The sequence below is a fragment of the Pseudomonas sp. PA15(2017) genome (assembly GCF_001945395.1).
Taxonomy (GTDB): Bacteria; Pseudomonadota; Gammaproteobacteria; order Pseudomonadales; family Pseudomonadaceae; genus Aquipseudomonas.
On sequence record NZ_MSXV01000058.1, the window covers coordinates 30,224 to 50,865 of the forward strand.

The following is a 20,642-nucleotide window of genomic DNA, read 5'->3' on the forward strand; positions in this document are numbered from 1 at the left end:
GCTGGGCATCCGCTTCAAACGCGTCATGACAGACAATGGTGCCTGCTACCGCTCTCATTCTTTTCGGCGCTTATGTGCTCGGCTAGGGCTGAAACACATGCGCACTAAACCCTATACACCGCGCACGAACGGCAAAGCCGAACGTTTCATCCAAACGAGCCTACGTGAGTGGGCCTATGCACGCAGCTATGACAGCTCCGAACAACGAGCCAAGCATTTGCCAGCCTGGCTGCACCACTACAACTGGCACAGGCCGCACAGCAGTCTCAACTACAAACCACCAATCAGTCGGGCTCCATTGCCACTGAACAACGTACTGGGTTTACACAACTAGGCGTCCCTGCCCGTTCCCACAGGTGAAGCAACGATGTCCGCCTCTGCCTTGTAGTTGCTTCTTCATGCGCATACAAAACTTTGAACGGGCCCCTCTATGGGCGGCACCTTCATCAACCGATTGCCAAGCACGCCGTACTGTATATAATCCCAGGCACTGTATAAAAAGCCAGAGCGCCTCACATGATCAAGCTGACGCCCCGCCAAGGTGAAATTCTCGCCTTCATCAAGCAGTGCCTGGAAGACAACGGCTACCCGCCGACCCGCGCGGAGATCGCCCAGGCGCTTGGTTTCAAGTCACCGAATGCCGCCGAGGAACACCTCAAGGCCCTGGCGCGCAAGGGCGCCATCGAGATGACCCCAGGCGCTTCCCGCGGAATCCGCATTCCGGGTTTCGAACCCAATCAGGAAGAGGAAGATGGCCTGCCGGTGATCGGCCGGGTCGCCGCCGGCGCACCCATTCTGGCGCAGCAGCATATAGAGGAAGCCTGCCGGATCAACCCGGACTTCTTCCGTCCCAAGGCCGACTACCTGCTGCGCGTGCGGGGCATGAGCATGAAGGATATCGGCATCATCGACGGTGATCTGCTGGCGGTGCATACCACCAGCGAGGCACGCAACGGCCAAGTGGTGGTCGCGCGCATCGACGATGAGGTGACGGTCAAGCGCTTCAAGCGTGAAGGCAACACCGTGTGGCTGCTGGCGGAAAACCCGGAGTTCGCCCCGATCGAAGTGAATCTGGAAGAGCAGGATCTGGTCATCGAAGGTTTGAGTGTCGGCGTCATCCGCCGCTAATTGGAGGCGTCATGCAGTTTCCCCAGTCGTTGAGCCGTAACCAGCTGCCCCTGTTCGATGCCTTTCTGGCATCGAGCATCGCAGTCGTCGAGGAACCAACCAGCCACGAAGCCTCCTTTAGCGAGGTGTCGCTGCGTGGTGCCGCGGGGCATTGCCTGACGCTACTGGCGCCCATGCTGCGGGAACTGAGTGAGAAAGATGACGAGCGCTGGTTGACCCTGATCGCCCCGCCCGCCAGCCTGACCCAGAGCTGGCTGCGCGAGGCAGGCCTGAACCGCGAGCGCATTCTGCTGCTGCAACCACGCCATAATCAGAGCGCACTGCAACTGGCCCAGGAAGCACTGAAGCTCGGCCGTAGCCATACCGTGGTCAGTTGGCTGCATCCCCTGCCGCAGCATGCACGCCAGCAACTGGAAACTGCCGCACGTACCGGCAAGGCGCAAAGCCTGAACATCAGCCTGGGCTGAAGCTGCAAGCTTGTCCGGCCGTACGGTGATTCGTCAAATGACCTGCCCCATGGGGCAGTGTACCCATGAAAAAGCCCCTCACGTTGGAGGGGCTTTTCGCTATTGCTTGTAGCCGGCAGCTTGTGGGCTGCAGCCTGTAATTAGTGCAAAACGCGCGGCTGCTCGTCTTCTTCGTGCTCGAAATCACCTTCCGCCATTCGGCCGGCCATCTGCACGCCAACGTTGAGCATCGCCTTGGCGACCTCCACATGCTGGCCCTGCAGGAATGCCTTGGCATCTTCCGAGAAGTCCAGCACCACCAGTGCTTCCTCATCGTCGGCTCGACGCAGGGCGATACGCCCATCGGGCAGTTCGACGATTTCAAGGAAAGACGTAGGCATGACTCGGGTTCTCCACGAAAGGCCGACCAGTGTAACAGCGACCCCGCCCGATCGCTTGGCGAAAAAGCCGCTAATTGCCGAACGGGCGTTCAATCAATGGCAAGCGGCGTGATTACCACTCACTGAGGCCGACACGAAAACGCTGGGCCAGCGCCTTGAGCTCCTGCCGCCAGCTCTCCAGGGTTGCACGCTCGAGCAACGGCGGCTCGTCGCCCACGCTTACCGCCTCGATCAACGTCGAAGCGCTGGGATCGCCCTTCGGCTCGCGCGACGGACGCGGCGGTTTGAACAGCTCGGCGTGGGCGGCCAGAAGCTGCCCCAGCCAGGTCTGCCGGTTCTCGGCCAACTCGACCAGTTCAGCCAGCTCCGGGCTCGGCGCCCCATCGAGACTCTGACGATCGAGCAGCACCTCGGCTCGGGCCGCGCTGCTGTTGGGCAGGCGGTAGAAACCGGCGATTTCATGGCACAGCCCGAGCAACGCGCCGTACAGGTGGAACAGCGTAGCCTCGCGCTCGGCCTGTACCAGCGCCTGGGCATTCATCGCCCGCCCTTCCTCGGCCTTGCGCCAGGACTCCAGGGAGAGCCCGGCGTAGAAGATCTTCTGGTTGGTGCGGGTATACAGTTCGCCAGCCATTTGCACTCCTTCAGGTGCGCCCATCGAGCGCGCACCAGACACGGATTAACGCTTGTCTTCGACCTTCCATTTGCCGCCGTCGAAGAACGCCTTCCAACCGGTGGGTTTGCCGTCCACTTCGGTCTGCACGTACTGCTCCTTGGTCTTGCGGCTGTAGCGGATGACCGCTGCACGGCCTTCCGGGTCCTTGGCCGGCGCGTCGATCAGGAAGTGGTACTTCGGATCGATCTCGTCCTTGTGCGGAATCAGTTCCAGCACCAGCGGTGCGCGGGTTTCGCGATTCTTCGGGAACTGGCTGGCGGCCAGGAACAGCCCCGAGGCGCCGTCGCGCAACACGTAAGTGTCGTCGACCTTCTCGCACTTGAGCTCCGGCATCTTCACCGCATCCATCTTGGGTGGCGCAGGCTCGCCGTTGCGCAGCAATTTACGGGTGTTCTTGCACTCGCTGTTGGTACAGCCGAAGAACTTGCCGAAGCGGCCGGTCTTGAGCTGCATCTGGCTGCCGCACTTGTCGCATTCCAGGCTCGGGCCTTCGTAGCCCTTGATGCGGAACTGGCCCTGCTCGATTTCATAGCCCGCGCAATCCGGGTTATTGCCGCAGATATGCAGTTTGCGGGTCTCATCCAGCAGATAGGCGTCCATGGCGGTGGCGCAGATCGGGCAGCGATGCTTGCCAAGCAGCACGCGTGACTCCGACTCGCCCTCGTCGTCAGCGGCGATCTCGTCGCCCGGCACCAAGTTGATGGTGGCTTTGCAACGCTCTTTCGGCGGCAGAGCGTAGCCCGAGCAACCGAGGAACACCCCGGTGGACGCGGTGCGGATCATCATCGGCCGGCCACATTCGCGGCACGGGATGTCGGTCAGCGTCGGCGTGTTGGCACGCATGCCGCTGTCGCCGTCGGCGGCCACCTCGAGCTTCTTCTTGAAGTCACCGTAGAACTCGTCGAGCAGGTGCTTCCACTCGCGCTCGCCCTGGGCGACGTCATCAAGGTTTTCTTCCATGCCGGCGGTGAAGCCGTAGTCCATCAGGTCGGAAAAGCTCTCGCTGAGGCGTTCGGTGACGATGTCGCCCATCTTCTCGGAATAGAAGCGGCGATTGTGCAGGGCCACATAGCCGCGGTCCTGGATGGTGGAAATGATCGCCGCGTAGGTCGACGGGCGGCCGATGCCACGCTTTTCCATTTCCTTGACCAGGCTGGCCTCCGAATAGCGCGCCGGCGGCTTGGTGAAGTGCTGGCTGGGGTCGAGCTTGATCAGCTTGAGCGACTCGCTTTCCTTCATTTCCGGCAGCACGGCGTCGTCGCCTGGCTTGCTCATCTGCGGCTGGGCACGGGTGTAACCGTCGAACTTGAGGATACGGCCCTTGGCACGCAGTTCGAATTGCGCCGCGGTGACGGTCACGGTGGTCGACAGGTACTCGGCCGGCGGCATCTGGCAGGCCACGAACTGGCGCCAGATCAGCTCGTACAGGCGCTCGGCATCGCGCTCCATGCCGGACAACTGGGTCGGCCGCAGGTTGACGTCCGAAGGTCGGATCGCTTCGTGCGCCTCCTGGGCGCCTTCCTTGCTGGAGTAGAAGTTGGGCTTCTCCGGCAGGTATTTCTTGCCGTACTCGCTGTCGATGAAGCCGCGCACCATCTCGATGGCGTCGGCCGACAAGTTGGTCGAATCGGTACGCATATAGGTGATGTAGCCGGCCTCGTAAAGACGCTGAGCCATCATCATGGTTTTCTTCACCCCGAAGCCCAGGCGCGTGCTCGCCGCCTGCTGCAAGGTGGACGTGATGAACGGTGCCGACGGTTTGCTGCTGGTCGGCTTGTCCTCGCGCTTGGCGATGCTGTAGCTCGACGCTTTGAGGGTCGCCAGCGCGGCCATGGCCTGGGTTTCGTTCAGCGGCTTGAAGGCGGCGCCGTTCTCACGAACCACTTCGAAACGTACCTGGGCGTCCTTGGCGGTCCCCAGATCGGCGTGCACTTCCCAGTATTCTTCGGGTACGAAGGCGCGGATTTCCTTCTCGCGCTCGACCACCAGCTTCACCGCAACCGACTGCACGCGGCCGGCCGACAGGCCACGGGCGATCTTCGCCCACAGCAGCGGCGAGACCATGTAGCCGACCACGCGGTCCAGGAAGCGGCGCGCCTGCTGAGCGTTCACACGGTTGATATCCAGCTCGCCGGGGGCGGAAAACGCCTCCTGGATGGCCTTCTTGGTGATTTCGTTGAACACCACGCGCTTGTAGCGGCTGTCATCGCCACCGATGGATTCGCGCAGGTGCCAGGCGATGGCCTCCCCCTCTCTATCCAAGTCGGTCGCGAGATAGATGGTGTCGGCTTCCTTGGCCAGACGGCGCAGTTCGTCGACCACCTTCTCCTTGCCGGGCAGGATTTCGTACTTGGCTTTCCAGCCGTGCTCCGGGTCGACGCCCATGCGCGCGAACAGCTGGCGCTTGGCCTTTTCCTTCGGCGACAGTGCCGGCGCTTCGCCTGCTGCTGCCTTGCCACGCTTGGCAGGTTCCTTGGTAGCCGCCCCGCCGCTGGTGGGCAGGTCGCGGATATGGCCGATGCTCGACTTCACCACGTACTGGCTGCCCAGGTACTTGTTGATTGTCTTGGCCTTGGCCGGGGATTCCACGATGACCAGCGATTTACCCATGGATTGGAAAATTCCTGAAATTCGGTAGGTGAAGGCGACGGACGCCTGGAAACACTGTTGGGCGTATCGGGTCGACGCTAACCACGTCGACGATGAAGGCGCCCGCTCGATGAAGCGAACGCAAAAAGCGTGGTGCTGCCGCAGGTTCCGGACCGATATCGCGCTTTTGCACGATCCCGACTGCCCTGCGATCAGCTTTGGCCCCGCTATATATAGTGGCGGTCAAGGCGAGGTCAAGGGCGACCGCGTCCTGATGTGCCCTCAGGGGCGGGACAGAACGCTCGCCTCGGCCTCGACGAAAGCAAAGCGTGGAACCCGCTTGCCGTCCAGTTCGACCTCACCGGCGAACATCGCCAGCGGTCTTACCCAGAGCCCGAACTCGCCGTACAACGCCTGATAGACGACGACCTGCTCTTCGGTCTCCGAATGCCTGGCGACGCCCAGCACGCGGTACTCGGGACCTTTGTAATGACGGTAGAGACCGGTTTGCAGCGACATCATTCAATTTCCTGGAAATATTTTTCGTCTGATAGAAAGGGTCGACCGTGATTTTCACCCTGGGCCGCGCCCATTGGCCGCCATGCATTGGCGCATCGCCAAAAAACAAAAACCGGGGCAGAAGCCCCGGTCGTGCAACCCCTACAGCGGATCTTGCCAAGGCCCGCTGCGCGAAATGCGTTCGGCGCAGCAGCCCTGGCGAACCCTCAGATGCGCTCGAACACCGTGGTGATGCCCTGGCCCAGGCCAACGCACATGGTCGCCACGCCAAAGGTGCCGTTGTTCTGCTTCATCACGTTCAGCAGGGTACCGGAGATACGCGCTCCGGAACAACCGAACGGGTGACCCAGGGCAATGGCGCCGCCATGCAGGTTGACCTTCTCTTCCATCTTGTCGAGCAGCTTGAGGTCCTTGAGCACAGGCAGTGCCTGGGCCGCGAAGGCTTCGTTGAGCTCGACGAAATCGATGTCGTCGATGGTCAGGCCGGCGCGCTTGAGCGCCTTCTGGGTAGATGGCACCGGGCCGTAGCCCATGATCGCCGGGTCGACACCGGCCACGGCCATGGCGCGCACTACGGCCATTGGCTGGATACCCAGATCCTGAGCGCGCTGGGCGCTCATGACGATCATGCAGGAAGCGCCATCGGTGATCTGCGAGGAGGTACCCGCGGTCACGGTGCCGCCCTTGGGGTTGAACGCTGGCTTGAGGTTGGCCAGGCTTTCCAGGGTGGTTTCCGGGCGAATGGTTTCGTCGTAGTCGAAAACCTTCAGGAAGCCGTTCTCGTCATAGCCCTGCATCGGGATGATCTCGTCCTTGAACTTGCCTTCCACCGTGGCCTTGTGGGCCAGCTGGTGCGAACGCACGCCGAACTTGTCCTGGGCCTCGCGGCTGATGTTGTGCATCTTGCCCAGCATCTCGGCGGTCAGGCCCATCATGCCGGACGCCTTGGCGGCGTACAGCGACAGGTGCGGGTTCGGGTCGACGCCGTGCATCATGCCAACGTGGCCCATGTGCTCGACGCCGCCGACCACGAATACATCGCCGTTGCCGGTCTGGATCGCCTGCACGGCGGTGTGCAGCGCACTCATCGACGAGCCGCACAGGCGGCTGACGGTCTGCCCGGCGCTGGTGTGCGGGATCTGGGTCATCAGCGACGCCATGCGCGCGATGTTCCAGCCCTGCTCCAGGGTCTGGTTGACGCAACCCCAGATGACGTCCTCGACTTCCTTGGGATCGACCTTGCCGTTGCGCTCCAGCAGCTTGCTGATCAGCTGCGCCGACATCGTTTCGGCACGGGTGTTACGGTGCATGCCGCCCTTGGAACGACCCATCGGGGTCCGGCCGAAGTCGACGATGACTGCATCTCTTGGATTCAGGCTCATAAATTCACTCTCGCTCCAATCGTTGCGCGATTAACCAAAGAAGGTCTGGCCGTTTATGGCCATTTCACGCAGTTTCTCGGTCGGCTTATACAGCGCACCCAGATCGGCGTACTTGTCGGCCAGGGCCACGAATTCGGCGACCCCGACGCTGTCGATGTAGCGCAGCGCGCCACCGCGGAACGGTGGGAAGCCGATGCCGTAGATCAGGCCCATGTCGGCCTCGGCGGCGGTCTCGACGATGCCGTCTTCCAGGCAACGTACGGTTTCCAGGCACAGCGGGATCATCATGATGTTGACGATGTCCTCGTCGCTCAGCTCACGCTGCTCGGCGACGATCGACTTGAGCAGCTCGTAGGCCTCGGGGTCGCTGACCTTCTTCGGCTTGCCGCGCTTGTCGGTCTCATAGGCGTAGAAACCCTTGCCGTTCTTCTGACCCAGGCGGTTGGCTTCGTACATCACGTCGACCGCGGTCCGCCCTTCCACGGCCATGCGATCCGGGAAGCCTTCGGCCATCACGTCACGGCCATGGTGACCGGTGTCGATACCGACCACGTCGGACAGGTACGCCGGGCCCATGGGCCAGCCGAACTTCTCCATGAGCTTGTCGATGCGCGCGAAGTCGACGCCAAAGCTCAGCAACTTGGAGAAGCCGCCGAAGTATGGGAACAGTACGCGGTTGACCAGGAAGCCCGGGCAGTCGTTGACCACGATCGGGTTCTTGCCCATCTTCTTGGCGTACGCCACGGTAGTGGCCACCGCTTCGTCACTGGACTTCTCGCCACGGATGACTTCGACCAGCGGCATCATGTGCACCGGGTTGAAGAAGTGCATGCCGACGAAGTTTTCCGGACGCTTGAGGGCCTTGGCCAGCAGGCTGATGGAGATGGTCGAGGTGTTGGACGCCAGGATGGTGCCCTCCTTGACCGTCGCCTCGACCTCGGCCAGCACGGCCTGCTTGACCTTGGGGTTCTCGACCACGGCTTCGACGACGATGTCGACGTGGCCGAAGTCGCCATAGGACATGGTCGGGCGAATGGCACTCAGCGATTCGGCCATCTGCGCAGTGGTCATGCGGCCTTTTTCGACGCGCTTGCCGAGCAGTTTGGAGGCCTCGTTCAGGCCCATCTTGATGCCTTCTTCGCGGATGTCCTTCATCAAGATCGGCGTGCCCTTGGACGCCGACTGATAGGCGATGCCGCCGCCCATGATACCGGCGCCGAGCACGGCGGCCAGTTTCACGTCCTGGGCAATGGCGTCATGGGCCTTGGCCTTCTTCTTCAGTTCCTGGTCGTTGAGGAACAGGCCGATCAGGCTTTGCGCCACGGACGTCTTGGCCAGCTTGGCGAAGCCGGCAGCTTCGACCTCCAGAGCCTTGTCACGGCCGAAGTTGGCGGCCTTCTGGATGGTCTTGATCGCTTCGACCGGCGCCGGGTAGTTCGGGCCAGCCTGGCCGGCAACGAAGCCCTTGGCGGTTTCGAAGGCCATCATCTGCTCGATGGCGTTGAGTTTGAGCTTCTCGAGCTTGGGCTGACGCTTGGCCTTGTAGTCGATCTCACCGGAGATGGCGCGCTTGATCAGGTCCAGAGCACCGGCCTGCAGCTTGTCGGCGGCGACCACGGCATCGACCGCGCCAACCTTGAGGGCTTCCTCGGCACGGTTTTCCTTGCCGGACGCGATCCACTCGACGGCGTTGTCGGTACCGATCAGACGTGGCAGGCGTACGGTGCCACCGAAGCCCGGGTAGATGCCGAGCTTGACTTCGGGCAGGCCGATCTTGGCGCCTTCGGCCATGATCCGGTAGTCGGCGGCCAGGCACATTTCCAGGCCGCCACCCAGGGCGATGCCATTGATGGCGACCACGGTGGGCACGTTCAGGTCTTCGAAGTCGCTGAAGATCCGGTTGGCTTCCAGGCCGCTGGAGACCAGTTGCTCTTCAGGCAGCTTGAAGTTGTCGACGAACTCGGTGATGTCGGCGCCGACGATGAACACGTCCTTGCCGCTGCTGACGATAACGCCCTTGATCGAGGCATCGGCCTTGATCGCATCGACGCTCTGGCGCAGCTCGCTCAGGGTCAGACGATTGAACTTGTTGACGGACTCACCCTTGAGGTCGAACTTGAGTTCGACGATGCCGCTTTCAAGAGCCTTAACCGTGATGGCTTTACCTTCGTAAATCATCAACTGATCTCCACGCTAAGGGAATCTGAACAGTACACACCGGAGCCAACCGGCCAACTCACGCTACGGACAACGTAGACGAAAATGGGCTACCCACCGATGCGATAGTCGGACTGGATTGGGCACTGCCAAGCAGGCAAACGCTCAATTCATACGCCCGTTTGATTTGGGTGAACACACCTTCTCGGAAAAGCCTGCGATTGTCAATTAGCGTTATGTAGCCGAATGAAGTCGGCACTACGCAGACCATACAGTCACTTTCGGCCTGGGCGAAAAGCCGATCACCGGTGTCGATAACCCATCATTCGGGCGGCGCAGCCAACCCCTTTCCAGGCGCTAGCCAAAACGTCCGACCGCGGGTAGAGTCGCGCCCATTCGGCTGCCACCGAATACAAAAACAACAAGAACGAGCAATAACCCCGAGGTGCCAGCATGCCAGCCCACTTGCGTGCCTTCTCTCTGCGTACCCTTCTGCTGACCGCCCTGCTGCTATCGAGCGCCGCCGGGCACGCCAACACCACCGGCTACTTCCAGCATCTGCAGACCTTCCATCTCGCCCCCCAGAAAAGCCTGGGCGACTTCTACATGTACAACGCCATGGAAGGCGATCAGCGTTACGCGCGAATGATCGACGCTTCACGTCAACAGGCGCGCGACGGGTTGAACAAGCTGGCGAACCTGGCCGACGTCGGCGCCGCACGCCTGCAGACGCAACTGCAGCAGCAATGGCAGCTGTACGACGGAGAGCTGACGACCCTGATGGCCGCACTGCAGAAACAGGGCTACACGGACCTGCAGCCGGTCGCGGACCTGGCCGCACGCAACCGCCAGCTCCTGACCACCGCCCAGGCGCTTTACGACGCGCTGCAACGGATGGATGACAGCGCCATCAGCGCGCAGATGGCGGCTACACGCGAGCTCAGCGTGCTCATGCAAAGCATTGCGGTGAACTACGCCGCGCGTAGCGCCTCGGTGGGGGCGAGTTTTTCGGGGGACAGCAGCGAACGCCCCATCGAGGAGCTGGTGGCCGACTTTTCCGCGCGCCTGACCGCACTGCGCAAGCAACCGGGCAACAGCGTGGCGATCAATACCACGCTCGACGGCGTGGCGACCAAATGGCGCTACATCGAAGGCTCGCTGCGCAACTACAATGAAAAGAGCGTGCCGTTTCTGGTCAACAAGTACTCCGACAGCATCATCCGCAGCCTGACGGATGTCGACGCGATCTACGCGAAGTCAGGCAGCCCGTCGTGATCCGTTGCCATGAACCGGCCCGCGACTCAGGCGCGGGCCTTGAGAAAGGCGGCAATCGCCGGCAGGGATTGCGGCTGCGCCCGCTCGCCCCAGAACAGCGCGATCATCTGCGGCGTGGCCTCAGCCTTGTAGACGTCGGCGGGCAAGGTGGCGAGCTGCTCGCTCAGCGACGCATCCGCGCAGGGTTCCTGCCACTTGTTCAACCACTTGCCCGGCTCGCTCTGCCAGTAGCACCAGCTGTCCTGGCGCCCCCTGGGGCGAGGGCTGTGGTACTGCGGGCAGGGGTTGGGCGGCGTTTTACTCAGCCAGTACGGCCACTCCTCGCGGGCCAACTGCATCGCCAAACCGAGACGCCGGGCTTGCATGCGCATGTCCATCTGGCCGCGCTGGCGACGCGACGGCACCAGCCAGACCAGCGGGCTGAGGGCGAAAACCAGTAGGGCGAGAACGATCCATCCCGTCATAATTTCTATCTCGACTGCGCAACCTGTGGTAAATGCTCAAACCAGCCATACTTGAAATCACTGGTCACCCTTGTAAGGAGACAACACCATGTCCTACCAGCACATTCTGGTCGCCGTCGATCTGACCGAGGAGTGCGACCCGGTAATGAAGCGCGCCCAGGCTCTGGCGAGCAGCACCCAGGCCAAGCTCTCCGTGGTGCATATCGTCGAACCCATGGCCATGGCCTTCGGTGGCGACGTACCGATGGACCTGTCGATGCTGCAACAGCAGCAGTTCGAACAGGCCAAGGAGCGCCTCGACACCTTCGCCATCAAGCATCCGCAGCTCACCGCCGAAAACCGTCACCTGGCCTACGGCCAGCCGCGTCAGGAAATCCACCGCCTGGCCGCCGAACAGCACTGCGACCTGATCATCGTCGGCAGCCATGGCCGCCACGGCCTGGCCCTACTGCTCGGCTCCACCGCCAACGACGTGCTGCATGGTGCGCCGTGCGACGTACTGGCAGTCAGCCTGAAGAAACCAGCGGCCTGATCAGTCCTGGCGAACGCCGCCGGGCACCCGCCCGGCGGCGTCCCTCCCGATCGCGGCGCTGCGCCGTCCTCGCCTGTCAGCCTTCCAGCTCAGCCCAACGCTCGACCAGGCGATCCAGCTCTTCCTGTCGAGCCTGCAGTTGCGCCAGCACCGCAGCACTCTGCTCGGCGGGCTGCTGATAGAAGGCCGGATCGGCGATCCTGGCTTCCAGCGCGGCAATCGCTTGCTCGGCGGTATCGATCATCTCCGGCATGGCGTCCAGTTCACGCTGGTGCTTATAGCTGAGCTTCTTCTTGGCTGCCGGCGCAGATGCGGCAGTCTCGGCGACCGCCGCCTCGACGACTGGCGTTTCGACGATGGCCGAGCCCAGCTCGGCCTTACCCGATTTGCTCTCGCCCACGCCGAGCAGACGCGGCGAGCCGCCCTGGCGCAGCCAGTCCTGATAACCGCCGACGTACTCACGGACTCGCCCTTCGCCTTCGAAGACCAGGGTACTGGTCACCACGTTGTCGAGGAAGGCCCGGTCGTGGCTGACCATCAGCACGGTGCCCTTGAAGTTGGAGAGCACCTCCTCGAGCAGCTCCAGGGTTTCAACGTCGAGGTCGTTGGTCGGTTCGTCGAGCACCAGCAGGTTGGCCGGCTTGCTGAACAGCTTGGCCAGCAGCAGGCGTGCGCGCTCGCCCCCGGACAGCGCCTTGACTGGCGTACGTGCGCGCTGCGGGCTGAACAGGAAGTCGCCCAGGTAGCTCAGCACGTGGCGGTTCTGGCCATCGATCTCGATGAAGTCGCGGCCCTCGGAAATATTGTCGATCACGGTCTTTTCGATATCGAGCTGATGACGCAGCTGATCGAAATAGGCCACTTCGATCTTGGTGCCCTGCTCCACCTTGCCGGCGGTCGGCTGCAGACCGTCGAGCATCAGCTTGAGCAGCGTGGTCTTGCCGGTGCCGTTGGCGCCGAGCAGGCCGATGCGATCACCGCGCTGCAGCACCATGGAAAAGTCCTTGATCAGCAGCGGGCCGCCCGGATGGGCGAAGCTGACGTTCTCCAGCACCATCACCTGCTTGCCGGACTTGTCCGCCACATCCAGCTGGATATTGGCCTTGCCGGTGCGCTCGCGGCGCTCGCTGCGCTCCACGCGCAAGGCTTTCAGGGCACGCACGCGGCCTTCGTTACGGGTACGGCGGGCCTTGATGCCCTGGCGAATCCACACCTCTTCCTGGGCCAACTTCTTGTCGAACAGCGCGTTGGCGGTTTCTTCGGCGGCCAGCGCGGCCTCCTTGTGCACCAGGAAACTGGCGTAATCGCCGTTCCAGTCGATCAACCCGCCGCGATCCAATTCGAGAATGCGCGTGGCCAGGCTCTGCAAGAAGGCGCGGTCGTGGGTGATGAACAGCACGGCGCCCTGGAAATCCTTGACGGCCTCTTCGAGCCAGGCGATGGCGCCGATGTCCAGGTGGTTGGTCGGCTCGTCGAGCAGCAACAGATCCGGCTCGCTGACCAGCGCCTGGGCCAGCAACACACGACGACGCCAGCCGCCGGAGAGCTCGGCCAGGGTCTTGTCGGCCGGCAATTGCAGACGGCTCAGGGTGCTGTCGACCAGTTGCTGCAGGCGCCAGCCGTCCTTTGCCTCCAGTTCCTGCTGCACATGCATGAGCTTGTTGAGGTCTTCCTCGGTCACGCAGTTCTGCGCCAGGTGATGGTACTGGGCGAGCAGATCACCCACGCCGTCGAGGCCCTGAGCCACCACGTCGAATACCGTGCGACCATCGGCGACCGGCAACTCCTGGGGCAACTCGCCGATCTTCAGGCCCGGCGCCCGCCAGATGGTACCGTCGTCGGGTTTCTGCTGGTCGTTGACCAGCTTGAGCATGCTCGACTTGCCGGTGCCGTTGCGGCCGATGATGCACACCCGCTCACCGCGGGCGATCTGCCAAGACACCTTGTCCAACAGCGGCATGGCGCCAAACGCCAGGGAAACATCGGTGAACTTGAGCAGGGTCATCAGGGTTGCCTCGACAATACGCGGGAGTGGTGGATGAAAGCCTGGGGCGCGACCAGGGCCTCGTTGCTGCCAACCACGAAACTGATCTGGCCGACGCGTACGCCAGCCAAAAACGGGCGCGTATTCTAACCGAGATGGCCGGCGGCGTCTGTGAGCCCGCATTGATGTGACATAAACGGACATGCGCCATGTACCGGCGGCCCTTTCGCGGCACGCAGGCAAAAGGCTAAGCTAGCGACCATTGCCGCCGCCGCGCCTGACGATGCTCGTTTCGCAGCGGCGCACACCGGTAACCGCCCCAAGGGCACATCAGGCGACCGGCACCAGCCAGTCGCGCCCGATCACGAGATGACCCCGGAAGTGCCATGCGCTGTCGTTTGCCCAGTCTGCTGTCCTGCCTGATTCTTTGCGCCGCCACATCCACGCTGAGCCAGGCCGCGAGCCTGCAGCAGCAACGCCAGTACTACGACGAGGCCAAGGCCGCTCTCGCCAAGGGCGACAAGGGGCCTTACGAGCGCTACGCAAGCGCGCTGCGCGACTACCCGCTGACGCCGTACCTGACCTACGACGAGCTGACCGCACGGCTGAAATGGGCCAGCAACCAGGAAATCGAAGCCTTTCTCGCCGCCCATGGTGACCTTCCCCAGGCCAACTGGATGAAGTTGCGCTGGCTGCGCTGGCTCGCCGAACGCGGCGAATGGCAAACCTTCGCCAAGTACTACGACCCGGGGCTCAACTTCACCGAACTGGACTGCCTGAACGGTCAGCGCCAGCTTGCCCAGGGCCAGACCGCCGAAGGCTACGCCACCGCCGAAAAACTCTGGCTGGTGGGCAAATCTCAGCCCGAAGCCTGTGACCGCCTGTTCGACCGATGGGCCGCCGAAGGCCAGCTGACCGAGCAACGCCGCTGGCAGCGCGCCAAACTGGCCGCCGAAGCGCGCAACTACAGCTTGGCAACTTTCCTGAGCAAGGACCTGCCGACCTTGAGCAACCACGGCAAGCTGCTCGTGGAAGTCGGCCAGAAACCGCAGATTCTCACCCAGACCGCCCGCTTCGCGCCGGCCGACGACGCCATGGGCGATGTGGTCAGCCTCGGCCTGCGTCGTCTCGCGCGCCAGGACCCGGAACAGGCCCTTGGTCTGCTCGAAGGTTACTCGCAGCGCATGCGCTTTTCCGATCAGGAAAAGGTCGCCATCGCCAACGAGATCGGCCTGACCCTGGCGCGCCGTTTCGACCCGCGCGCCCTCGACATCATGGCCAAGTACGACCCCAACCTGCGCGACGACACCGTCAGCGAGTGGCGCGCCCGCCTGCTGCTGCGCCTGGGCCGCTGGGACGAAGCCCACAAGCTGATCAGCCGCATGCCCGAGTCCCTGGCCAGCACCAACCGCTGGCGCTATTGGCAGGCGCGCAGCCTGCAGCTGGCGCAGCCCAACAGCAAGGCCGCCCAACCGCTGTTCCACGACCTGGCCAAGGAGCGCGACTTCTATGGCTTCATGGCTGCCGACCAGGTCAAGGAACCCTACTACCTGAAGAACGCGCCGCTGCAGCTCAGCCCTGCCGTGATGAAGAAGGTGCGCAATGCGCCCGGCATCCGCCGCGCCATGGAGTTCCACGACCGCGGCCAGGTCGTCGAAGGTCGCCGCGAGTGGTACCACGCCAGCCGCCATTTAGACCGTGACGAGCTGGTCGCCCAGGCGCGCCTGGCCTACGACATGCAATGGTATTTCCCGGCAATCCGCACCATCAGCCAGGCCAAGTACTGGGACGACCTGGATATCCGCTTCCCCATGGCCCATCGCGAGCCGCTGACCGCGGAAGCCAAGAAGCGCGGCCTGCATTCGAGCTGGGTATTCGCCATCGCCCGCCAGGAGAGCGGCTTCATGGCCGATGCCAAGTCCCACGCCGGCGCCCTGGGTCTGATGCAGGTGATGCCGGCCACTGCCAAGGAGACCGCGCGCAAATTCGGCATCCCCCTGAGCAACCCGAACAACGCGCTGCTGCCCAGCGTCAACATCCAGCTGGGCGCCGCCTACCTGAGTCAGATCTACGGCCAGTTCAACGGCAACCGGGTGTTGGCCTCGGCCGCCTACAACGCAGGGCCAGGCCGCGTGCGCCAGTGGCTGCGCGGCGCCGATCACTTGTCCTACGACGTCTGGGTGGAGAACATTCCGTTCAACGAGACCCGCCAGTACGTGCAGAACGTGCTGTCCTACGCGGTGATCTACGGCGACAAACTCAACGCTCCACAGCCGCTGGTGGGCTGGCACGAGCGCTACTTCGATCAGTAGTACTGCGGCATGCGTAATTGTCGCCCCGAGCTAAACCGAGGCGACGATTACGCCAATACCTCGACCGCCATACCGACCTGCAGCTCACCGTTGCCGTGGTTGATCAGGTTCTGTCCGAACAGGATGCCGTCCTCGCCCTGGCGATAGCTGCGCAAGGTGGTCAGCGGCTCACGGTCGGCGCTGCGCTCTCCGATGTTGGGGTCGATGGTGGTGATCACGCAGCGCGAACAGCGTTTGGCGAGGGTGAACTCGACGTCACCGATACGGATGCGTTTCCAGCCGTCCTCGGCGTAGGGTTCACTGCCGTGCACCACCAGATTGGGGCGAAAGCGCAGCATCTCCAGCGGCCTGCCGACCCGGGCCACCAGATCATCCAGTGAAGCCTGGCCGATCAGCAGCAACGGAAAGCCGTCGGCGAAACCGACCTTCTCGTCGCCATCGACGTTGCCTTCGATAAAGCGTGCCCGCTCTGCCGGCACATGCACCAGCCGGCAGCGCTTGCCCATGAACTCGCTGGCCCAGGCCGCGGCCTCGTCACCGGCATCCGGTACCCGCAGGGTATCGCGCCAGATGATCACGCCGCGCAGCGCCTGGTCGGGGTCCGGCAACGCCACCTGCAACACCGGCATGCCGGGCGCTTGCAGGGTAAGGCCACCGGCGGCATTCCAGCGTGCCTGCAACTGACTCATATGGGGAAAGGTGCGCTGCGTCATGAACCGCCCGGTTTCAGCATCCGCGAACATCCAGCGACGATCGCCGGCCACGCCCAGGCCGTCGAGCTGCAAGCTGGAAAGGGATTCGCCCATGGCGGATTTGAGGGGGAAGCGGTATAGCGCGGAGAGGTGCATGGCTCGGCGTCCTGACTTGAGCGAAACGGCGGTTATACGCAAACCGCCGTCTGCGCTCAAGCCAGCAGCGCTCTACTTTTCGTCGAGCGCCAGGCGCTGGCGTATTACATCCACCAGCTTGTCCGGCTGGAACTTGGAGAGGAAGTTGTCGCACCCCACCTTCTTGACCATCGCCTCGTTGAAACTGCCGGACAGCGAGGTATGCAGCACCACGTACAGGTCACGCAGGCGCGGGTCCTGGCGAATTTCGGTGGTCAGGCGATAGCCGTCCATTTCCGGCATCTCGGCGTCGGTGAACATCATCAGCAGCTTGTCGGTGATGATTTCACCGGCATCGGCCCAGGCCTTGAGCATCCGCAGACCTTTGAGGCCATCGGTGGCGACGTGCAGCTTGATGCCCAGTTGCGACAAGGTATCGCGCAGTTGCGCCAGGGCCACGCTGGAGTCGTCGACCAGCAGCACTTCACGGCCGCGGGCTTTTTCCAGCAGCGGATCGGCCAGTCGGTCACCGGAGATGCGCGTGTCGTAAGGCACGATCTCGGCCAGCACCTTTTCGACGTCGATGATTTCCACCAGTTGGTCGTCGACCTTGGTGATGGCCGTCAGGTAATGCTGGCGCCCTGCACCACCGGGCGGCGGCAGGATGGATTCCCAGTTGAGGTTGAGAATGCGGTCGACGCCGCCGACGAGGAACGCCTGGATCGAACGGTTGTACTCGGTGACAATGATGGTGCTGCGCTCATCCGGCACGATCGGGCGCATACCGATGGCCTGGGACAGATCGATCACCGGCAGCGTCTGGCCACGCAGGTGGATCACCCCGCACACGAAGCGATGACGATGTGGCATCAGCGTCAGCTTGGGCATGTGCAGCACTTCCTGCACCTTGAACACGTTGATGGCGAACAGTTGCCGGCCCGCCAGACGGAACATCAGGATTTCCAGGCGGTTCTCGCCCACCAACTGCGTCCGTTGATCAACGGTGTCGAGAATACCGGCCATTATTCGCTCCTGTGAGGCGTGGTGTTCGTATGAAGCTATCGGCCAGTCGTGCAATTACTGTAGGCGGCATGGCGCAACGCCATCTTGCACCAGCGCGCGGCGCCGCACCAGTACCCGCCGGTCAGTCGTGCAGCAGGGGCGATCCCGCCGGCAAATGCAGGCGCAACGCCTGGGGCCTCGCTGCAAAGCGTAGACGATGCCCGCCACGGGGCTCGCCATCGAGATTCAGATCCAGGCCCTCCGGTGCATCGATTTCCAGCCACGGCAGGCGCGCGCTGATCGAGACGCCTTCGATGCCTTTCAGGCCGCCAGACAGCAGTGTGCCCAGGGTACCGACCACATCGGAAGCGGCTGGCACGATGCACACGTCCAGCAAGCCGTCATTCACCCGAGCATGGGGGCACAGCACATGCCCGCCACCGGCCTGGCGGCCATTGCCGATACCAAGGGCGAGAAACTCGCCCTCCCAGGCGAAATCCGGGCCCTTGAAGCGACCAAAGGCCGAACGCACTTCGGCAAAGCGAGACAGGCCGGTGAGCATGTAAGCCGCACCGCCCAGGAAGCGCTTGAGATCCTCGGACGTATTGGCCGTGATGTTGGAACCGAAGCCACCGGTGGCCATGTTGAGGAACAGCTCGCCGTCGACCTCGCCCAGGTCGATCGGCTGGGCAGGCGTGTCGAGCAGGGCCAGGGCCTCGCCTGGCGTTAGCGGGATGCCCGCGGCATGGGCGAAATCGTTGGCGGTACCCAGCGGCAACAACACCAGGCTGGCGTCGGTTTGGGCTTTGGCCATGGCCTCGGCGACATCCCGCAGCGTGCCGTCACCGCCACCGGCGATGACGGTCGGATAACCTGCCTGCAAGGCCTCGGCGACCAGTCGCTGGGCATCGCCAGCCTCCCAGGTCAGCCGCACGGCAAGGTTCCAGCCTTTGTCGCGCTGGCTGCTGACCGCCGTGCGCACCTCTTCGTTGAGGGACTGCTTACCATGAAGGATCAACAGCGCTTTACGCTCTTGCATAACGGCTCCGAAAACGGGAATTGAACACTGTGCTGCCTAATGCAGACAGCGTGCGGGGCAAATAATCACGCCCACCGCACGCTCACTCCGCTTGCCGGGGTCAACCGAGCAATTCGCTCATCGGGATGAAGCGCACGGCATCGCCTTCGGCAAGGGTGCTGCCCTCCGGTACCTGCGCCAGCCCCTCGGCCCAGGCGGCGCTGCGCAACACGCCCGAGCTCTGGTTCAAGTACGGCACCACGCGGCCGTTTTCCAGACGGGCGCGCAGGAACTCGCGGCGCTTGCCCGGTTTGGGCCAGGTGAAGCCGGCCGGTACGCTGAAGCCCAGAGGCTCGACCTTCTGCACGCCGAGGCGACGCAGCAGATACGGGCGCGCCAGCAGGCCGAAAGTCACCAGGGTCGAGGCTGGGTTACCGGGCAGGCCGATCACCGGGCGGCCGCGAAACTCGCCGACGGTCAGCGGTTTGCCGGGTTTGATCGCCAGTTTCCATAGGGCCAGTTCGCCAGCTTCGCGCAGGGCGATGCCGAGAAAATCCGCCTCGCCGACCGACACCCCGCCAGTGGACAGGATCAGGTCGACGTCATCGAGTTCACCTAGCGCCTGACGCGTGCGGGCCAGATCATCCGGCAGAATGCCGCCATCGACGACCTCGCACCCCATACGCTTCAGCCAAGCGACCAGCAGATAACGGTTGCTGTTGTAGATCTGCCCGGCGCCCAGCGCATTGCCGGGCTCGATCAGTTCGTCACCGGTGGACAGCACCGCCACCCGTGGCCGGCGCCGTACCGGCAGTTGCGCCAGGCCGATGGACGCGGCCAGCCCCAGCTCGATGGGCCCCAACCGCGTGCCGGCAGCCAGCAGTGTTTCGCCCTTGCGGTTTTCCTGGCCCTGGGGGCGGATGTTCTGCGCGACTTTCAGGGCCTGATTGAAATGCACGCGGCCGTCGTCACCGACGCTGACGTTCTCCTGCATTTCCACTGTATCGGCGCCCTGCGGAACCGGCGCGCCGGTAAAGATGCGCGCACAGGTGCCAGGCTGCAGCGCATCGGGCGCCATACCGGCGAGGATGCGCTGGCTGACCGACAGCGGCTCGCCCTGCCAGTCGGCCAAGCGCAATGCGTAGCCGTCCATGGCGCTGTTCGGCCAGGGTGGCAGATCCAGACCGGCGACCATGGGCTCGGCCAGTACGCGACCATCGGCCTCGGCCAGGTCGACCAGCGCGTGCTCGGCGATCGGCGTCGCCTCGGCCAGGTCCAGCAGCCGAGCCAGGGCCTGCTCCACCGGCATCAGCGGGGAATGCGCCTCGCTCATCCGCGGCTCTCGCACGGCGCGGCGAGTTTGAGGTGTGGCACGAAATTGCAGGGTCGATGGCGCGCATCCAACTGTTCGGCCAGGATGCCGTCCCAGCCGGTGCGGCAGGCGTTGGTCGAGCCTGGCAGGCAGCACACCAGGGTGCCGTTGGCCAAACCAGCCAGCGCCCGGGACTGGATGGTCGAGGTGCCGATGTCGGCAGTGGAAATCTGCCGGAACAGCTCGCCGAAGCCATCGACCTGCTTGTCCAGCAGGCAGGCCACCGCTTCCGGCGTGCTGTCACGACCGGTGAAGCCGGTGCCGCCGGTGATCAGCACCACCTGCACCACGTCCTCGGCGATCCAGGTGGCGACCTGGGCACGGATCTTGTACAGGTCATCCTTGAGCAGCACGCGCTCGGCAAGGCTGTGGCCCGCCGCTTTGAGGCGGTCGACGAAAAATTGCCCGGAGGTATCGGTTTCCAGCGTGCGGGTGTCGCTGACCGTCAGCACGGCGATATTCAGGGGCACGAATGGCGCATCGGCCTTGTGGCTCATGGCAGGCTTCCAGTTGTCGTGAACAAAGGCCGGTGTTATACCACAGCGCCACCTCCGGAGA

General features: G+C 63.4%; 20 protein-coding genes. 7 read left to right on the forward strand and 13 right to left on the reverse strand.

Annotated elements, in window-relative coordinates; all coding sequences use genetic code 11:
* The 3 genes from BVH03_RS21705 to sulA form a co-directional block, all read left to right on the forward strand.
* Positions 1 to 334, forward strand: a 334-nt coding sequence (locus BVH03_RS21705) for an integrase core domain-containing protein (protein WP_143486057.1), incomplete at its 5' end; no start/stop codon positions are given.
* Between the two features lie 182 nt (positions 335 to 516).
* Positions 517 to 1,128: a transcriptional repressor LexA gene (gene lexA / locus BVH03_RS21710; RefSeq protein WP_075963132.1), complete on the forward strand. Its 612-nt coding sequence runs from the start codon at positions 517 to 519 to the stop codon at positions 1,126 to 1,128.
* Positions 1,129 to 1,139: 11 nt separating this feature from the next.
* The gene (gene sulA, locus BVH03_RS21715; protein WP_075963133.1) at positions 1,140 to 1,595 is read left to right on the forward strand and encodes an SOS-induced cell division inhibitor SulA; all 456 of its coding nucleotides are present in this window, start codon (positions 1,140 to 1,142) and stop codon (positions 1,593 to 1,595) included.
* A gap of 140 nt (positions 1,596 to 1,735) precedes the next feature.
* Here the strand turns inward: sulA and BVH03_RS21720 are convergent, their stop codons facing one another.
* The 6 genes from BVH03_RS21720 to fadB all read right to left on the reverse strand — a co-directional run bounded on the left by BVH03_RS21720 (position 1,736) and on the right by fadB (position 9,319).
* Positions 1,736 to 1,975, reverse strand: coding sequence for a hypothetical protein (locus BVH03_RS21720; RefSeq protein ID WP_027910358.1), 240 nt, complete (start codon positions 1,973 to 1,975; stop codon positions 1,736 to 1,738).
* 112 nt (positions 1,976 to 2,087) lie between these two features.
* A complete protein-coding gene (locus BVH03_RS21725) occupies positions 2,088 to 2,609 on the reverse strand; it encodes a DUF6586 family protein (RefSeq protein WP_075963134.1) in 522 nt (173 codons plus the stop codon).
* 45 nt (positions 2,610 to 2,654) lie between these two features.
* A complete protein-coding gene (topA, locus tag BVH03_RS21730; protein WP_075963135.1) occupies positions 2,655 to 5,261 on the reverse strand; it encodes a type I DNA topoisomerase in 2,607 nt (868 codons plus the stop codon).
* Between the two features lie 261 nt (positions 5,262 to 5,522).
* The gene (locus tag BVH03_RS21735; protein WP_075963544.1) at positions 5,523 to 5,759 is read right to left on the reverse strand and encodes a DUF1653 domain-containing protein; all 237 of its coding nucleotides are present in this window, start codon (positions 5,757 to 5,759) and stop codon (positions 5,523 to 5,525) included.
* A 206-nt stretch (positions 5,760 to 5,965) separates the two neighbouring features.
* Positions 5,966 to 7,141, reverse strand: a complete 1,176-nt coding sequence (gene fadA, locus BVH03_RS21740; RefSeq protein ID WP_075933023.1) for an acetyl-CoA C-acyltransferase FadA — start codon at positions 7,139 to 7,141, stop codon at positions 5,966 to 5,968.
* Positions 7,142 to 7,171: 30 nt separating this feature from the next.
* Positions 7,172 to 9,319: a fatty acid oxidation complex subunit alpha FadB gene (gene fadB / locus BVH03_RS21745; RefSeq protein WP_075963136.1), complete on the reverse strand. Its 2,148-nt coding sequence runs from the start codon at positions 9,317 to 9,319 to the stop codon at positions 7,172 to 7,174.
* 432 nt (positions 9,320 to 9,751) lie between these two features.
* On the opposite strand from fadB, the gene BVH03_RS21750 reads away from it, so the two are divergent.
* Positions 9,752 to 10,573, forward strand: a complete 822-nt coding sequence (locus BVH03_RS21750; protein ID WP_075963137.1) for a hypothetical protein — start codon at positions 9,752 to 9,754, stop codon at positions 10,571 to 10,573.
* Between the two features lie 26 nt (positions 10,574 to 10,599).
* Here the strand turns inward: BVH03_RS21750 and BVH03_RS21755 are convergent, their stop codons facing one another.
* A complete protein-coding gene (locus BVH03_RS21755; protein WP_075963138.1) occupies positions 10,600 to 11,037 on the reverse strand; it encodes a hypothetical protein in 438 nt (145 codons plus the stop codon).
* Between the two features lie 88 nt (positions 11,038 to 11,125).
* Here BVH03_RS21755 and BVH03_RS21760 point away from each other — a divergent pair, with 88 nt between their 5' ends.
* Positions 11,126 to 11,569 carry a universal stress protein gene (locus tag BVH03_RS21760; RefSeq protein ID WP_075963139.1) on the forward strand — a complete coding sequence of 148 codons (444 nt, stop codon included), beginning with the start codon at positions 11,126 to 11,128 and terminating at the stop codon, positions 11,567 to 11,569.
* A gap of 76 nt (positions 11,570 to 11,645) precedes the next feature.
* Here BVH03_RS21760 and BVH03_RS21765 read toward each other — a convergent pair whose 3' ends face one another.
* Positions 11,646 to 13,574, reverse strand: a complete 1,929-nt coding sequence (locus BVH03_RS21765; protein WP_075963140.1) for an ATP-binding cassette domain-containing protein — start codon at positions 13,572 to 13,574, stop codon at positions 11,646 to 11,648.
* 29 nt (positions 13,575 to 13,603) lie between these two features.
* Between BVH03_RS21765 and BVH03_RS26475 the strand changes: the two genes are divergently transcribed.
* Together BVH03_RS26475 and BVH03_RS21770 are read left to right on the forward strand one after the other, a co-directional pair.
* Positions 13,604 to 13,744, forward strand: a complete 141-nt coding sequence (locus tag BVH03_RS26475; RefSeq protein ID WP_168175657.1) for a hypothetical protein — start codon at positions 13,604 to 13,606, stop codon at positions 13,742 to 13,744.
* A 195-nt stretch (positions 13,745 to 13,939) separates the two neighbouring features.
* Positions 13,940 to 15,865, forward strand: coding sequence for a transglycosylase SLT domain-containing protein (locus BVH03_RS21770; protein WP_075963141.1), 1,926 nt, complete (start codon positions 13,940 to 13,942; stop codon positions 15,863 to 15,865).
* A gap of 47 nt (positions 15,866 to 15,912) precedes the next feature.
* On the opposite strand, the gene BVH03_RS21775 is transcribed toward BVH03_RS21770, so the two are convergent.
* From BVH03_RS21775 to moaB, 5 genes are all read right to left on the reverse strand, one after another.
* A complete protein-coding gene (locus BVH03_RS21775; RefSeq protein WP_075963142.1) occupies positions 15,913 to 16,713 on the reverse strand; it encodes an MOSC domain-containing protein in 801 nt (266 codons plus the stop codon).
* A 72-nt stretch (positions 16,714 to 16,785) separates the two neighbouring features.
* Positions 16,786 to 17,715, reverse strand: coding sequence for a chemotaxis protein CheV (locus tag BVH03_RS21780; protein WP_075963143.1), 930 nt, complete (start codon positions 17,713 to 17,715; stop codon positions 16,786 to 16,788).
* Between the two features lie 121 nt (positions 17,716 to 17,836).
* On the reverse strand, positions 17,837 to 18,733 hold the full coding sequence (gene yegS / locus BVH03_RS21785; protein ID WP_075963144.1) for a lipid kinase YegS: 897 nt from the start codon (positions 18,731 to 18,733) through the stop codon (positions 17,837 to 17,839).
* Positions 18,734 to 18,833: 100 nt separating this feature from the next.
* Complete coding sequence (glp, locus tag BVH03_RS21790) at positions 18,834 to 20,045, reverse strand: gephyrin-like molybdotransferase Glp (RefSeq protein WP_075963145.1); 1,212 nt, start codon at positions 20,043 to 20,045, stop codon at positions 18,834 to 18,836.
* Positions 20,042 to 20,581, reverse strand: coding sequence for a molybdenum cofactor biosynthesis protein B (gene moaB / locus BVH03_RS21795; protein ID WP_075963146.1), 540 nt, complete (start codon positions 20,579 to 20,581; stop codon positions 20,042 to 20,044). Before moaB ends, glp begins: the two co-directional genes overlap by 4 nt.
* Positions 20,582 to 20,642: the final 61 nt, after the last annotated feature.

Excerpts from the sequence above, each read along its gene's own strand:
- lexA (WP_075963132.1), top strand. The coding sequence starts at position 517 with ATGATCAAGCTGACGCCCCGCCAAGGTGAAATTCTCGCCTTCATCAAG.
- sulA (WP_075963133.1), top strand. The coding sequence starts at position 1,140 with ATGCAGTTTCCCCAGTCGTTGAGCCGTAACCAGCTGCCCCTGTTCGAT.
- BVH03_RS21720 (WP_027910358.1), bottom strand. The coding sequence starts at position 1,975 with ATGCCTACGTCTTTCCTTGAAATCGTCGAACTGCCCGATGGGCGTATC.
- BVH03_RS21725 (WP_075963134.1), bottom strand. The coding sequence starts at position 2,609 with ATGGCTGGCGAACTGTATACCCGCACCAACCAGAAGATCTTCTACGCC.
- topA (WP_075963135.1), bottom strand. The coding sequence starts at position 5,261 with ATGGGTAAATCGCTGGTCATCGTGGAATCCCCGGCCAAGGCCAAGACA.
- BVH03_RS21735 (WP_075963544.1), bottom strand. The coding sequence starts at position 5,759 with ATGTCGCTGCAAACCGGTCTCTACCGTCATTACAAAGGTCCCGAGTAC.
- fadA (WP_075933023.1), bottom strand. The coding sequence starts at position 7,141 with ATGAGCCTGAATCCAAGAGATGCAGTCATCGTCGACTTCGGCCGGACC.
- fadB (WP_075963136.1), bottom strand. The coding sequence starts at position 9,319 with ATGATTTACGAAGGTAAAGCCATCACGGTTAAGGCTCTTGAAAGCGGC.
- BVH03_RS21750 (WP_075963137.1), top strand. The coding sequence starts at position 9,752 with ATGCCAGCCCACTTGCGTGCCTTCTCTCTGCGTACCCTTCTGCTGACC.
- BVH03_RS21755 (WP_075963138.1), bottom strand. The coding sequence starts at position 11,037 with ATGACGGGATGGATCGTTCTCGCCCTACTGGTTTTCGCCCTCAGCCCG.
- BVH03_RS21760 (WP_075963139.1), top strand. The coding sequence starts at position 11,126 with ATGTCCTACCAGCACATTCTGGTCGCCGTCGATCTGACCGAGGAGTGC.
- BVH03_RS21765 (WP_075963140.1), bottom strand. The coding sequence starts at position 13,574 with ATGACCCTGCTCAAGTTCACCGATGTTTCCCTGGCGTTTGGCGCCATG.
- BVH03_RS21770 (WP_075963141.1), top strand. The coding sequence starts at position 13,940 with ATGCGCTGTCGTTTGCCCAGTCTGCTGTCCTGCCTGATTCTTTGCGCC.
- BVH03_RS21775 (WP_075963142.1), bottom strand. The coding sequence starts at position 16,713 with ATGCACCTCTCCGCGCTATACCGCTTCCCCCTCAAATCCGCCATGGGC.
- BVH03_RS21780 (WP_075963143.1), bottom strand. The coding sequence starts at position 17,715 with ATGGCCGGTATTCTCGACACCGTTGATCAACGGACGCAGTTGGTGGGC.
- yegS (WP_075963144.1), bottom strand. The coding sequence starts at position 18,733 with ATGCAAGAGCGTAAAGCGCTGTTGATCCTTCATGGTAAGCAGTCCCTC.
- glp (WP_075963145.1), bottom strand. The coding sequence starts at position 20,045 with ATGAGCGAGGCGCATTCCCCGCTGATGCCGGTGGAGCAGGCCCTGGCT.
- moaB (WP_075963146.1), bottom strand. The coding sequence starts at position 20,581 with ATGAGCCACAAGGCCGATGCGCCATTCGTGCCCCTGAATATCGCCGTG.